12 protein-coding genes and 1 pseudogene are annotated in these 14,679 nt (G+C 62.1%); 10 read left to right on the top strand and 3 right to left on the bottom strand.

What is annotated here, in order from left to right; translation table 11 throughout:
* Positions 1 to 492: 492 nt before the first annotated feature.
* The 9 genes from PCOSP_RS16115 to PCOSP_RS16075 all read left to right on the top strand — a co-directional run bounded on the left by PCOSP_RS16115 (position 493) and on the right by PCOSP_RS16075 (position 9,866).
* Positions 493 to 1,464, top strand: a complete 972-nt coding sequence (locus PCOSP_RS16115; RefSeq protein ID WP_464709001.1) for an NAD-dependent epimerase — start codon at positions 493 to 495, stop codon at positions 1,462 to 1,464.
* Between the two features lie 30 nt (positions 1,465 to 1,494).
* Entirely contained in the window at positions 1,495 to 2,238 is a 744-nt protein-coding gene (locus PCOSP_RS16110) for a glycosyltransferase family 2 protein (RefSeq protein ID WP_024777317.1), read from the top strand.
* A 1-nt stretch (position 2,239) separates the two neighbouring features.
* Complete coding sequence (locus PCOSP_RS16105; protein WP_041023770.1) at positions 2,240 to 2,533, top strand: lipid-A-disaccharide synthase N-terminal domain-containing protein; 294 nt, start codon at positions 2,240 to 2,242, stop codon at positions 2,531 to 2,533.
* Between the two features lie 67 nt (positions 2,534 to 2,600).
* A complete protein-coding gene (locus PCOSP_RS16100) occupies positions 2,601 to 4,058 on the top strand; it encodes an ArnT family glycosyltransferase (protein ID WP_464711953.1) in 1,458 nt (485 codons plus the stop codon).
* 241 nt (positions 4,059 to 4,299) lie between these two features.
* Entirely contained in the window at positions 4,300 to 5,964 is a 1,665-nt protein-coding gene (locus tag PCOSP_RS16095) for an AMP-binding protein (protein ID WP_464708999.1), read from the top strand.
* 16 nt (positions 5,965 to 5,980) lie between these two features.
* Positions 5,981 to 6,742, top strand: coding sequence for an SDR family NAD(P)-dependent oxidoreductase (locus PCOSP_RS16090; protein ID WP_139643051.1), 762 nt, complete (start codon positions 5,981 to 5,983; stop codon positions 6,740 to 6,742).
* Between the two features lie 12 nt (positions 6,743 to 6,754).
* Complete coding sequence (locus tag PCOSP_RS16085) at positions 6,755 to 7,942, top strand: acetyl-CoA C-acyltransferase (protein WP_464708998.1); 1,188 nt, start codon at positions 6,755 to 6,757, stop codon at positions 7,940 to 7,942.
* A gap of 9 nt (positions 7,943 to 7,951) precedes the next feature.
* Positions 7,952 to 9,079: an acyl-CoA dehydrogenase gene (locus PCOSP_RS16080; RefSeq protein ID WP_041023099.1), complete on the top strand. Its 1,128-nt coding sequence runs from the start codon at positions 7,952 to 7,954 to the stop codon at positions 9,077 to 9,079.
* 13 nt (positions 9,080 to 9,092) lie between these two features.
* Positions 9,093 to 9,866 carry an enoyl-CoA hydratase gene (locus tag PCOSP_RS16075; RefSeq protein WP_024777310.1) on the top strand — a complete coding sequence of 258 codons (774 nt, stop codon included), beginning with the start codon at positions 9,093 to 9,095 and terminating at the stop codon, positions 9,864 to 9,866.
* 823 nt (positions 9,867 to 10,689) lie between these two features.
* On the opposite strand, the gene PCOSP_RS16070 is transcribed toward PCOSP_RS16075, so the two are convergent.
* A complete protein-coding gene (locus PCOSP_RS16070) occupies positions 10,690 to 12,258 on the bottom strand; it encodes a sensor domain-containing diguanylate cyclase (RefSeq protein ID WP_283812106.1) in 1,569 nt (522 codons plus the stop codon).
* Between the two features lie 279 nt (positions 12,259 to 12,537).
* Positions 12,538 to 12,624, bottom strand: a complete 87-nt coding sequence (locus PCOSP_RS16065; RefSeq protein ID WP_455710233.1) for a small membrane protein YohP — start codon at positions 12,622 to 12,624, stop codon at positions 12,538 to 12,540.
* Positions 12,625 to 12,798: 174 nt separating this feature from the next.
* Between PCOSP_RS16065 and PCOSP_RS16060 the strand changes: the two genes are divergently transcribed.
* Positions 12,799 to 13,578: a DeoR/GlpR family DNA-binding transcription regulator gene (locus PCOSP_RS16060; protein ID WP_139643042.1), complete on the top strand. Its 780-nt coding sequence runs from the start codon at positions 12,799 to 12,801 to the stop codon at positions 13,576 to 13,578.
* 108 nt (positions 13,579 to 13,686) lie between these two features.
* Here the strand turns inward: PCOSP_RS16060 and PCOSP_RS16055 are convergent.
* A pseudogene (locus tag PCOSP_RS16055) lies at positions 13,687 to 14,558 on the bottom strand (DMT family transporter).
* Positions 14,559 to 14,679 lie beyond the last annotated feature (121 nt).

Here is a 14,679-nt window from a genome sequence, read left to right as displayed (position 1 = left end):
AGGAGTTACCTCGTAAGGAAAGCACCGTAGGAAGTGTTTCAGCGTTGCTTGGGCAGGAGGCACTCAAGACGAGTTAGCCCGTATTTATTGAGGTTAGGCGGTTTTTTTTGAAAGAAGTGTGAAAAAAAGCTGATTAAAAAAAACTTCACTTAATTAGGAAGTTTTCACATTCGAGCCTGACTCTTACATGGCTAGTGGCAGAATGCTTACAGGTAATTTTTCATCTGTATTACATTTTATTCTGCCTAGGCACATGTCTTTTTAGTCCTATCAACAGGCTGGCGACCCTGATGGCTTTCACGTTCGCGCATTCGCGCTTCCAGCAAGTCATGTTTCGATCACAAAACCGTCATTTAAGTTTGATAAAAGCTCTGCAAGTTCCGAAAAATCGGGCCATCAAACAGAGTGAAGTATGCAAGTGACTGTTTTGAGTAGCAGGTATGTCAGTTTCAAGGCGTTCTCCTGCCTCCTGGTTGGGCAGGAGTCCGGCGCATGAGAGTCCTGGTCACCGGCGCCGCTGGCTTCATCGGCTTTCATACCGTCAAACGCTTATGCGCCGACGGCCATCAGGTCATTGGTATCGATAACCTCAATGGCTATTACAGCATCGAGTTGAAACGGGCCCGGCTTGCGCAACTGGAGGCCTGTTCCAACTTTCAGTTCCGCTGGCTCGATGTGGCCGACAAGCAAGCACTGCTGGATCTGTTTGCCGAACAGCGTTTCGAGCAGGTCATTCACCTGGCTGCCCAGGCCGGCGTACGTTATTCCATCGACAGTCCGGATACCTATGCGCAAAGCAATCTGGTGGGCTTTCTCAACATCCTCGAAGCCTGCCGTGCCCATGAGCCGGCGCACTTGATCTATGCCTCGAGTAGTTCGGTGTATGGATTGAACGATCACCTGCCGTATGCCACGACCGACCCGGTCGATCGACCCATGTCGTTCTACGCCGCGACCAAGCGTGCCAATGAGTTGATGGCGCATTCCTATTCCCATCTCTACGGCATTCCCACGACCGGCCTACGCTTTTTTACCGTGTATGGGCCTTGGGGCCGACCCGACATGGCGCTGTTCAAGTTCACTGACGCCATCCTGAATGGCCGCGCCATCGATGTGTACAACGATGGTGCGATGTCTCGGGATTTCACCTACATCGACGACATCGTCGAAGGCCTCGTGCGATTGCTGCCACGCCCGCCTACCGACGAAAGCGGCGCACCGAACAAGGTCTACAACATCGGACGCGGTTCGCCGGTGAAGCTTCTGCATTTTGTCGAATGCATCGAAGAGGCGACGGGCATCCGCGCCATCAAGAACTTCTTGCCGTTGCAGTCAGGCGATGTGCTCAACACGTGGGCGGATACCCGTGACCTGGAAGATCGGGTGGGGTTTCGCCCGCTGACTTCGCTGTCCAGCGGTGTGCGGTCGTTTGTCGATTGGTACCGCGACTATTACCGCGTTTAACCGCGCATTTCGAATGTCCATAGGAAAACCATGCACGAAACCCCTTATGTATCCGTCTTGATCCCGGCGAAGAACGAAGCAGGCAATCTCATTCCGTTGCTGGAGGAGGTGCGCGCAGCGCTGGTCAACGAGGCCTTTGAAGTCATCGTAGTGGACGATGGCAGCACCGACGCCACTGCGGCCGAACTGCGCACGCTGCAAGGCCAGGGCTACCCTCAGCTGCGAGTGCTCAGCCATGCCCGCTCCCTGGGACAGAGCACCTCCATCCACCATGCCGCCGTGGTGGCTCGCGGGCACTGGTTGGCGACCCTGGATGGCGATGGCCAGAACGACCCGGCCGATCTGCCGAAAATGCTCGACCTGGTGCGCGGTTCGGAAGGCAAGCCCGCAGGCGTCAAGCTGGTGGCGGGGCATCGGGTGAACCGTCGCGACACGGCGAGCAAGCGCTGGGCCTCGCGGTTTGCCAACAAGCTGCGTGCCAGTCTGCTGAAAGACCAGACCCCGGATACCGGATGCGGCATCAAATTGATCGAGCGCGAGGCCTTTTTGCGCCTGCCGTACTTCGATCACATGCACCGATTCATTCCTGCCCTGATCCGTCGTCATAACGGCCGGATGCTGGTTCAGCCGGTCAATCACCGTGAACGCGGGGCAGGGGTGTCCAACTACGGGAACCTGGACCGGGCCCTGGTGGGCATCGTCGATTTGTTGGGAGTGTGGTGGTTGATCAAACGCACCCGTCTGGACGTTAACGCGCAAGAAAGCGAGGCCTGACATGGGCAGGGAATCGATGTGGTTGGCTGTGGGATTCATGGGCCAGTTGGTCTTTACCGGGCGCTTTGCCCTGCAGTGGCTTTACAGTGAATACAAGAAGCGCAGCATGATTCCGGTGGGATTCTGGTACCTGAGCATTGTCGGCAGTGCGTTACTGCTGGCATACGCCATTTATCGCGAAGACCCGGTCTTCATCCTCGGCCAGTCCTTCGGCTTCATCGTGTACCTGCGCAACTTGCAGTTGATCGCCAGGCAGCACGAGCACAAAGGCCTTGAGCTGGACAAAAGGGGCTGAAACGGTGCGGATACGATTATCTTCCCCACGATGGGAATGGCTGGGTTTTGCGCTATTGGCGTTGGTCATGGTGGGTGCCGGGCTCGGCTGGCGGCAACCGCTGAATGTCGATGAAGAACGTTTCCTCGGCGTGGCCCTGGAAATGCTGCAGAACGGCTCGTGGTTCATTCCCCATCGGGCCGGGGAAATCTACGCCGACAAGCCGCCCCTGTTCATGTGGGCGGTGGCGCTGTTCGTGCAACTGACCCACCTGCCAAAAGTTGCCCTGTACTTGCCCGCGCTGTTGGCCGGCAGCGTGACCACGGCCTGCCTGTATGACCTGGGCCGGCGCCTATGGGGGCGGCGCATCGGAGTGATTGCGGCGCTGCTGTTCCTGGCGACCTACCAGACCTACAGTATTCTGCGCACTGGACAGATCGATGGTTTTCTCGCGCTCTGGACCATTCTCGGTCTCTATGGCCTGTGCCGGCACCTGTTGCTCGGGCCGGACTGGCGCTGGTATTACATCGCCTGTGCGGCGATGGGGTTTGGCATCATCAGCAAAGGGGTCGGCTTTCTGCCGGTGTTGATGCTGATCCCTTATGCCTACGCGGTGCGTAAAGGCTGGAAAGGTGTGACGCCGATGCCCGGAAAAGCCGCTGCCTGGTGGCTGGGGCTGCTGGTGGCGTTGGCGGCCATTGCGGTATGGCTGGGCCCGCTGTTGTTGATCGTGGCGCAGGGCAGTGCCGACAGCCTGGCCTATGCCCAGGAAATCCTGTTCAAGCAAACGGCGGGTCGCTATGCCAACGCGTGGGAGCATCGTGAACCCTTCTGGTACTTCTTCGTCGAGGTGATACCGAAGTACTGGTTGCCGATTTTCTTCATGCTGCCCTGGCTGGTGCCGGCCTGGCGCAGGCAATTGCTCAAGCACGATGGGCGGGTGCTGGTGCTGCTCGGGTGGGTGCTGCTGGTGCTGCTGTTCTTCAGCCTGAGCAGCGGCAAGCGCAAGCTGTATATTTTTCCGGCATTGCCAGGGTTGATCCTGCTGGTGGCGCCGCTGGTTCCGTGGATGTTGCGCTGCTGGTTCAGCCGGCGCCCGCGGGGCAGGACGGTGTTCGTTGTCCTGACTGTTGTGTGGCTGTGTGCCTGGTTTGTCCGCGGCTTCGTCGAGCCCCACAAGGAGGGCGTCAACCCCCACGAAACCCTCATGGCTGACGTCGCGCGATTGAGCAACAACGCCGAACTGGTGCTGGTGGGCTGGCGTGAAGGGCACTGGTTGTTCGCCCGACAACCCATCGTGCACTTCGGTTTCTATAGCGATCAATCCCTGGAGCAATCCGCGCTGTGGCTTCGTAGCCACCCGCAGGCCTATGCGCTGGTGCCTGCGCGGGACCTGGCGCGCTGCTACGACCCGCAAAAGGCCCACAGCGTCGGCGAGACCTCCAGGGCCGAGTGGTTCCTGGTGGGGGCCGATGCGGATAACCAGCGGTGCCAGCCTCCGGCACCGGGGAAGGTGTATTCATTTGCGTGGAAGCAGCCTTTGTAGCGACTGGGAGACTGCTATCGCGAGCAGGCTCGCTCCCACAAGGGTTTCGCGGTGAGCACAGATCTCCTGTGGGAGCGAGCCTGCTCGCGATAGGGCCATGACCGGCAACCCACCCCCAAACCATGGCCAAACCAGTCAGCCAACTTGATAGCTTTGACCATTGCCGCCCAAGCCCTTCGGCGCGAGTATTCCTCTGTCCACGGTTCCCCCAACCAATAAAAAGTACAGAGGGATTCTAGTCATGCGCGATTACTCGTCCGCCACGTCGCAGTTCGATTACCTGCACACTGTCGATGCCGCACTCCACGGTTCGCTCGAGGCGTTGAACGCCTGCGTCGAATGCTGCGACCGGCACGCGTTGCCGGGTCGCATCGCGTTGTTCTGGGAGGGCCGTGACGGCAGCGATGCGACCTGGACCTACCGTGACCTGCAGGACAACGCTGCACGCTTCGCCAATTTCCTGCTGGCCCAGGGCGTGGGCAAGGGCGACAAGGTAGCCGGCCTGCTGCCGCGTACCGCGGAACTGCTGATCGTGGTGCTCGCCACCTGGCGCATCGGGGCCGTGTATCAGCCATTGTTCACCGCATTCGGACCCAAGGCCATCGAGCACCGTCTCGGCAGCTCCGGGGCTCGCATCGTCGTTACCGACAGCGTCAACCGGCCCAAGCTCAACGAAGTGACCGGTTGTCCCACCGTCGTCACCGTCGGCGGCGAACAAGGCCGGGGGATCGTGCGGGGCGACTACAGTTTCTGGGCTGAGGTGGCGAACCACTCCAACCAGTGCGAGCCGGTCATGCTCACCGGTGAAGACCCATTCCTGCTGATGTTCACGTCCGGCACCACCGGGCCGGCCAAGGCATTGTCCGTGCCGCTCAAGGCCATCGTTGCCTTCCAGAGCTACACCCGTGACGCCGTGGACCTGCGTCCCGAAGATGCTTTCTGGAACGTTGCCGATCCGGGCTGGGCCTACGGTATCTACTTCGGCGTGACCGGCCCGTTGGCGATGGGCCATCCCATCACCTTCTACGATGGTCCCTTCACCCTGGAAAGCACGTGCCGGGTCATCAACAAATACGGTATCACCAACCTCACGGGCTCGCCCACCGCCTATCGCCTGTTGATTGCCGGAGGCGAGCAGTTCGCCCGCTCGATCAAGGGGCGGCTGCGCATCGTCAGCAGCGCCGGCGAGCCGCTGAACCCGGAGGTGATCCGCTGGTTCGCCGATAACCTGGATGTGGTGATCCACGACCATTACGGCCAGACCGAACTGGGCATGGTGCTGTGCAATCACCACGGGCTTGAACATCCGGTGCACCTGGGAGCGGCCGGCTTTGCCTCGCCGGGCCACCGGATCGTGGTGCTGGATGACCGTCACCAGGAGCTGGGCGTCAGCCAGCCGGGCATTCTCGCCGTCGACCGTAGCCAGTCGCCGATGTGCTGGTTCGCCGGTTATGAGGGCGGGCCCACCAAGGCGTTCGTCGGCAATTATTACCTGAGCGGCGATACCGTCGAGTTGAACCCGGACGGCAGCATCAGTTTCGTCGGTCGCAGTGATGACGTGATCACCACCTCGGGCTACCGCGTCGGTCCCTTCGACGTGGAAAGCGCCTTGATCGAACACCCGGCGGTGGTCGAAGCCGCGGTGATTGGCAAACCCGACCCGGAGCGTACCGAGCTGGTGAAGGCCTTCGTCGTGCTCAGTGCCCAGTACCGTGCCGCGCCAGAACTGGCCGAAGAGTTGCGCCAACACGTGCGCAAGCGCCTGGCCGCCCATGCATATCCCCGTGAAATCGAATTTGTCAGCGACTTGCCGAAAACCCCGAGCGGCAAGCTGCAGCGCTTTATCTTGCGCAACCAGGAAATTGCCAAAGCCCAAGAAGCGGCGGCGCAGAACGTTTCAGCTTGAACCCAAGGAAACCATGATGCAGATCGACAATAAAATTTTCCTCGTCAGCGGCGGTGCGTCCGGCCTCGGTGCGGCCACCGGCGAGCTGTTGGTCAAGGCCGGCGCCAAGGTGATGCTGGTAGACCTCAATGCCGAGGCCGTGGCCGCCCAGGCGCAGAAGCTCGGCTGCCGGAGCGTAGTAGCGGATATCAGCAACGAGGCGGCGGCCGAAGCGGCGGTCAAGGCCACTGTCGAGGCATTTGGCGGCCTGAACGGCCTGGTGAACTGCGCCGGCATCGTGCGTGGCGAAAAGATCCTCGGCAAGAACGGCCCCCACGGGCTCGCCAGCTTCAGCCAGGTGATCAACGTCAACCTGATCGGCAGCTTCAACCTGCTGCGCCTGGCCGCTGCGGCCATTGCCGAAACCGAGGCCGATGCCGACGGCGAGCGCGGCGTGATCATCAACACCGCGTCGGTGGCTGCCTTCGACGGTCAGATCGGCCAGGCGGCCTATGCGGCATCCAAGGGCGCCATTGCCAGCCTGACCCTGCCGGCCGCCCGGGAACTGGCGCGTTTCGGCATCCGCGTGATGACCATCGCCCCGGGAATTTTCGAAACGCCAATGATGGCCGGCATGACCCCGGAAGTCCGTGAATCCCTGGCCGCCGGCGTGCCGTTTCCGCCGCGCCTGGGCAAACCCGCCGAGTATGCGGCGCTTGTCAGGCATATCATTGAAAACAGCATGCTCAACGGCGAGGTGATCCGTCTCGACGGTGCCTTGCGCATGGCAGCGAAGTAAGGAGAATTTGTCATGACCCACGATCCGATTGTCATCGTCAGCGCCGTCCGCACGCCAATGGGCGGTTTCCAAGGCGAACTCAAGAGCCTCAGCGCCCCGCAACTGGGCGCGGCCGCGATCAAGGCCGCCGTGGAGCGCGCCGGTATCACCCCGGGCTCCGTCGAAGAAGTGCTGTTCGGCTGCGTGCTCGCCGCCGGCCAGGGCCAGGCTCCGGCGCGGCAGGCGGCGTTGGGTGCCGGGCTCGACAAATCGACCCGTTGCACCACCCTGAACAAGATGTGCGGCTCGGGCATGGAAGCGACCATGCTCGCCCATGACATGCTCGTGGCCGGCAGTGCCGAGGTGGTGGTGGCCGGCGGCATGGAAAGCATGTCCAACGCCCCATATCTGCTCGACCGTGCCCGCAGCGGCTTGCGCATGGGCCACGGCAAGGTCCTGGACCACATGTTCCTCGACGGCCTGGAAGACGCCTATGACAAGGGCCGCCTGATGGGCACCTTCGCCGAGGATTGCGCCGAAGCCAACGGTTTCAGTCGTGAGGCCCAGGACGCCTTCGCCATTGCGTCCACCACCCGCGCCCAGCAGGCGATCAAGGACGGCAGTTTCGACGCCGAGATCGTGCCGCTGCAGGTCATGGTCGGCAAGGAACAGGTCACGGTGAGCCACGACGAACAGCCGCCCAAGGCGCGAATCGACAAGATCGCGTCCCTCAAGCCGGCATTCCGCGAGGGCGGCACGGTGACGGCGGCCAACGCCAGCTCGATTTCCGACGGTGCCGCTGCCCTGGTGCTGATGCGCCAGAGCCAGGCGGCACAGCGCGGCTTGACCCCCCTGGCGGTGATTCACGGCCACGCGGCGTTTGCCGATACGCCGAGCCTGTTCCCCACCGCACCGATTGGCGCGGTGAAGAAGCTGATGCAAAAGACCGGCTGGTCGCTGGATGAAGTCGATCTGTTCGAAGTCAACGAAGCGTTTGCCGTGGTAGGGCTGGTGACCATGGCCAAGCTGGAAATTCCCCACGACAAGGTCAACATCCACGGCGGTGCCTGTGCGTTGGGCCACCCGATTGGTGCTTCCGGGGCACGGATCCTGGTGACGCTGCTCTCGGCCCTGCGCCAGAAGGGCCTCAAGCGCGGCGTTGCGGCGATTTGCATCGGCGGCGGCGAAGCCACGGCCATGGCCGTTGAATGCCTGTATTAAGGAATCACCATGCTCCCGACTGAAGAACAGACACAAATCAGCGACGTGGCCCGGCAGTTCGCCCAGGAACGCTTGAAACCGTTCGCCGCCGAGTGGGACCGCGAGCACCGCTTTCCCAGGGAAGCTATCGCCGAGATGGCCGAACTGGGCTTCTTCGGCATGCTCGTGCCGGAACAGTGGGGCGGTTGCGACACCGGCTACCTGACTTACGCCATGGCCCTGGAAGAAATCGCCGCCGGCGACGGGGCGTGCTCGACCATCATGAGCGTGCACAATTCGGTGGGTTGCGTGCCGATCCTCAAGTTCGGCAGCGATGAGCAGAAGGCCCGGTTTCTCACGCCCCTGGCCAGCGGCGCGATGCTCGGCGCCTTTGCCCTGACCGAGCCCCAGGCCGGCTCGGACGCCAGCAGCCTCAAGACCCGGGCACGACTGGACGGCGATCATTACGTGCTCAACGGTAGCAAACAGTTCATCACCTCCGGGCAGAACGCCGGGGTGGTGATCGTGTTCGCGGTGACCGATCCGAGTGCAGGCAAGCGGGGCATCAGCGCGTTCATCGTGCCCACCGATTCACCGGGGTACAGCGTGGCGCGGGTCGAGGACAAACTCGGCCAGCACGCCTCCGACACCTGCCAGATCCTGTTCGAGGATGTGAAAGTCCCGGTCGCCAATCGCCTGGGGGAGGAGGGTGAAGGCTACAGGATCGCCCTGGCGAACCTGGAGGGCGGGCGGGTCGGCATCGCGGCGCAGTCGGTCGGCATGGCACGAGCGGCATTCGAAGCGGCCCGGGACTATGCCCGCGAACGCCAGAGTTTCGGCAAGCCGATCATCGAGCACCAGGCCGTGGCGTTCCGCCTGGCGGACATGGCGACCCAGATCGCCGTGGCGCGGCAGATGGTGCATTACGCCGCCGCGCTGCGGGATAACGGTCAGCCTGCACTGGTAGAGGCTTCCATGGCCAAGTTGTTCGCCTCGGAAATGGCCGAAAAAGTCTGCTCTATGGCGTTGCAAACCCTGGGCGGATACGGTTATCTCAACGACTTCCCGCTGGAACGCATCTACCGCGATGTACGGGTCTGCCAGATCTACGAAGGCACCAGCGACATTCAGCGCATGGTCATTTCGCGCAATCTTTGAACAGGAGTCCTGCATGAGCTACGAAACGATTTTGTTGGAAATCAAGGACCGCGTCGGCCTGATCACCCTCAACCGTCCCCAGGCGCTGAACGCCTTGAACGCGCAGATCGTCAGTGAGTTGAACCACGCGCTGGACAGCCTGGAAGCGGACCCGAAGATCGGCTGCATCGTGCTGACCGGCTCGAAGAAGGCCTTCGCCGCCGGGGCCGACATCAAGGAAATGGCCGAGCTGACCTATCCGCAGATCTACCTCGACGACCTGTTCAGCGACAGCGACCGCGTGGCCAACCGCCGCAAGCCGATTATCGCGGCGGTGAACGGCTTCGCCTTGGGGGGCGGCTGTGAGCTGGCGCTGATGTGCGACTTCATCCTGGCCGGCGACAACGCCAAGTTCGGCCAGCCGGAAATCAACCTCGGTGTGCTGCCGGGCATGGGCGGCACCCAGCGCCTGACCCGCGCGGTGGGCAAGGCCAAGGCCATGGAAATGTGCCTGACCGGGCGTTTCATCGATGCGGTGGAAGCGGAACGTTGCGGCATCGTGGCGCGGATCGTACCGGCCGACGAACTGCTGGACGACGCCCTGAAAACTGCCGCGCTGATCGCGTCCAAGTCGGTGCCGATCAGCATGATGGTCAAGGAAAGCGTCAACCGTGCGTTTGAAGTGAGCCTGTCCGAAGGCGTGCGTTTCGAGCGACGGGTATTCCATGCGGCGTTCGCGACCCAGGATCAGAAAGAAGGCATGGCGGCCTTCGTGGCCAAGCGGCCGGCGGAGTTCCAGGACAAGTAAGCGGCGCCCTGACAGACGCCATCGCGAGCAGGCTCGCTCCCACACTGGATCGGCGCTGTGCGCAGCCTTTGCATACGCCACAGGATCCTGTGGGAGCCGGGCTTGCCCGCGAAGACGGCGGCACAGCCTACGCCTCCGTGGCAGACACACCGCTATCGCGAGCAGGCTCGCTCCCACACTGGGTCTGCGGTGTACGCAGCCTTTGCATACGCCACAGGATCCTGTGGGAGCAGGGCTTGCCCGCGAAGACGGCAACACAGCCAACGCCTCCGTTGCAGACACACCGCTTTCGCGAGCAGGCTCGCTCCCACACTGGATCTGCGCCGTACGCAGCATGTGTGTACGCCACAAGATCCTGTGGGAGCCGGGCTTGCCCGCGAAGACGGCAGCACAGTCAACGCCTCCGTGGCAGACACACCGCCATCGCGAGCAAGCCCGCTCCCACACTGATCGGCGGTGTACGCAGCATGTGTGTACGCCACAAGACCCTGTGGGAGCCGGGCTTGCCCGCGAAGACGTCAGCCCATCCAACATCTCCGTGGCAGACACGCCGCTATCGCGAGCAGGCTCGCTCCCACACTGGGTCTGCGATGTGCGCAGCATGTGTGTACGCCACAAGACCCTGTGGGAGCCGGGCTTGCCCGCGAAGACGTCAGCCCATCCAACATCTCCGTGGCAGACACACCTCTATCGCGAGCAGGCTCGCTCCCACACTGTGATCCTGCGGTGTGCGCAGCATGTGTGTACGCCATAGAACCCTGTGGGAGCGAGCCTGCTCGCGATGGCGGCCTATCGGCTTGCAGTCATTTGACTGGCAGGTTTGCTACGCGGCCTCGTGGAACTTCGCCTGGGATTTGCCGGCACGCTTGGCCCGGTACAGCGCTTCGTCGGCCTGGGCCAGCGCGTCGGCAAACGCGCCGCCGCTCCAGAGCGTGCCACCGATACTGCAACCGATCTTGATCGAGTGTCCGGCCAATACCACCGGTTCGGCCAGTTTCGCGAGGATGCGTTGCGCAGCACCCTGCATACTGGCCAGTGATTCTTCGCTGTTCAGGCGCAGCAGCAACACGAATTCGTCCCCTCCGTGGCGGACGGCAATGTCGCCTTCGCGTACGGCCGTCAGCAGTCGAATGCCGACTTCATGAAGCAACGCATCACCAACAGCATGGCCGAAGTCGTCATTGACGGGTTTGAATCCGTCGAGATCCACGCACAGCACGCCGAAGTCGCGTTGCGTATCGACTTCGCGGCCCACGGCCTCGACATACTTTTCCAGCGCCGCCCGATTGGGCAGGCCGGTGACGACATCGCGATAGGCAATGCCTTCGACCACCGCCAGCTGTCCTCTCTTACGGGTCAGGCTGTCGACGAGGTGGCGGATTGCAACACTCAATGTTTCGACCTCGCGACTGCCCTTGAGAAGGGGGATGCTGACATCGGCCCCCTCGGACAACCGGGCGGCCGCCTCGGCAATGGTATTGATGGGCCCGGTAATAATGCCCGCCACAAACCACCCGACCACGGCGAACAGAACGGACAGCAGGCCACCCCATAGGAGGATCTCGTTACGCAACCGATGAGCCTCGGCGAAAGCGGCTTCGGCCGGCTGTCGCGTGATGACTGTCCACCCCAAACCGGGATAGTCGCCGACGCCAACGCTCTGGGCCGAACCAGCCATATACAGGTTACCGTCCGGCCAGCGCTTGACCGACCAGCTTTGCCCGCTCCCTTCGCTGACGGTGATGCCGATGGGTTTGCCGATCATTTCGTTGGGACCCAGGAGGACGGTGCCATCCTTGCTGAGTACCAGGAATTCCAGCCCGGGGAGGTGGGTCTGCAAGGGCTCGAACAAGGACCGGCCAACCTCGGCAGCCCACTTCCAGGAAAGGTGCGCCGCGAGCACGCCCACCAGACGCCCGGAGTCGTCCCGGACCGGCATGCTGATGTCGACGAATTTCATTGCTTCGCCGGAAGGGTTGGGCAGCAGCTTCGCCAGCATGACCGCCTCATGGACATCGCCGATGAAGGTCTCGTTCAGGCCATTGGCGAAGACCGGCCGCTGTGAAATGTCGACGCCTTCGAGCAACTTGTCGGTCGAGGCGACTACCGTGCCATGGGCATCGGTCAGGCCGATCCAGGAATAGCTTGGAAATTGATCGCTGAGATGGTTGAGCAGTGCTCGCGCTTCGCCAATGCTGGCGGCGTTGCGCAACGTCTCCAGTTGGCTCAGGACGGTGAGCGCCTTGGACCGGTTGCTCATATCGCGATCGAGGCGATCAACCATCGAGTAGGCGTACTCGCTCAGTTGAAGGCCGGTTTTCTCTTTGAGCCTGGAGATGGACGATTCACCAATGACGGCGCCGAACAGGCAACTAAGGACCAGTACGACCAAGGCGACAGCCAGTGCTATTCGCGCTCGTAAACTCTGAAAGGGAAGGGAATACATGTAAGTCGCCAAAGAGATGGAGTCGAATACCTGGGTCCCTGGCATCCTGTTTTTTCGTTATCGTCTCAGAATTCCCTCGCCCAGGGTACTGCCTTCGGCAAATGGCGCCGGCCACGCACAATCTCCACGGCGACACGATGGATGACGGGCGGGCGAAGCAGGAGGATATCTGCCGGGCTCAAGACGTGCGGGAGACACGCGCCCCAAACCCGGCAGTTGTTTCAGTCAGAAGATGAACTTGAGTAGCGCGATGACCACGATCAGGCCGATCAGGAAAATAATGCCAACGGTACTGCCAAGAAATTTCAACATGGTAGAGCTCTCATCGGATGGGCTTAATGGTCTAGACCCCTGGCGCAGTCGCTCGTTTAGATTATTTTGCGAAGGCTCACAGCCATTCGAATCGGCGATTTGACGATCCGCGGTATACGCGGCATGCTTGCTCGATCATGAGCATTTATGCTCGTTTATGCAGGTTGTAGACCCATGAGCTCACCCAACGATGTATTCCCCGGCGAACGCCAGCAGTTCATCAGCGAACGCCTTGCGCGATATGGCCGCGTGATCGCGGCCGATCTGGCCAGTGAACTGAATGTGTCCGAGCACTCGATCCGACGCGACCTGGGGGCGTTGGCGGCGGCCGGGCTATGTAAACGCGTTTACGGGGGCGCCATTCTCCTGCCCGCGGCCGAGCGACCGATAGACGTTCGCGTCAGGCAGGACGCCGGGCGCAAGAACAGTCTCGGCCAGACCGCCGCCGGGTTGTTGAGCGCCGGGCAGCACGTCTTCATCGATGCCGGTTCCACCAACCTGGCCATTGCCTGCGCCATTGACCCCCAGCTCCAGTTCACCGTCACCACCAACTCGCCACTGATTGCGGTGCAACTGATGAAGTTGCCTCGCGCCGAGGTCATCGTGCTGGGCGGGCGCTTGAACCCGGTGGCAGGCGGCGCAATCGGGCTGGCCGCGGCGCAGCAGCTGCGGCAGTTCAGTTTCGACCTGTGCTTTCTCGGCGCCTGCGCCATCGATCCGGACAACGGCATTACCGCTTTCGGCCTGGACGACGCTGAATTCAAGCGCGCGGTGGTCGCAGCGAGCGGCCAGGTGGTCGTGGCGGTGACCAACGAAAAACTCTCCAGCGTGGCGCACTACCAGGTGGCCGCGTGTGGCGAAGTTTCCGCACTGGTGGTGGAGCACGACGCGCCGCGGGAGCGCCTGGAGCCTTTCTTCAGCCGGATTTCCAATGTCGTGACGGCGTCTCGTTAGGTCGCTCGCTGCCGGGCTTGCCCCAATGCCAGTCAGTTGAGGAGCAAACGGCGCTAATCCTGTGGGAGCAAGCTTTACTCCCACGGGTTGTGGCTTAACTGACTGACATCAGGCTTGCCGGGCCTCGACGCGAACGACCAGCCAGATGCCCGCCCCGGACACCAGCATTCCCAACGCCATCGGCCATGACAGCGGTTCGTTGAACATGGCCCAGGCCCAAAGCATCGTGACCGGTGGGCTGAGGTAGAGGAGGCTGGCGACGCGGGTGGCGGTTGCGCGGCGCAGGCAGAGCCAGTACAGCCCATAGCCGCCCATCGTCGACAAGCCCACCGTCCATAGCACGCTCAGGGCGAACCCGGCGCTGGGTATCGGAGCCAGGCTACCCGGTATGCCTTCAAGAACGGCGAATACCACGCCCGATACACAGCATTGCAGCCAGAGGTTGGGCATCAGGCCCAGGGCTTCGGACGCTGGCAGACACTTTTGCCAAAGGGTCGCGACGGCCAGGGAAAGCATGCCCAGCAAGGGCAGGGCATAGGCCCACCCTGGCGCGTGTCCCCAGGCGAGCGCACCGTGGGTGGCCAGCGCGGCGCCGGCCAGGCCGATGACCAGGCCTGCCCAGACTTGCCAGGGCTGTCGCTGTCCGAGGACGCAGGCACCCAGCAGCGCCAGGCCCATCGGCAGCAGGTCGGCGAACAACGCGGCGAGGCCCGCGGGCACGCCCAGGGCAATGCCCTGGGTGATACCGGCGAGATAGCCCCCATGGCCAGCAGGCCGATGCCGGCGTTTTTCAGTAGCGCCGCCGCCGGCGCCCGGCGTAACGGCTTGGCAACGAAGGGAAACAACACCAGTGTGATCACGACGCAGCGCCAGAACACCACCAGCAACGGAGACGCGTAATCGATGGAAAAGCGCGCTCCGACAAAACCGGAGCTCCAGGTCAGGATCAATGCGGCTTCCAGCAAGGGTAACGGAATCATCCAGTACCAGGCGGAACGGTTCGAGGCAGGGCATGGGATCGTTTTCATGACCCCACGCTACAAAAACGCAGTAATCTGATAAATCAAAATGTGTTGCAGCAGTCCTTCACAAAAGGTGAAT

It is taken from the genome of Pseudomonas sp. MAFF 730105 (genome assembly GCF_055380705.1).
This window is presented reverse-complemented; position numbering and strand designations above follow the sequence as displayed.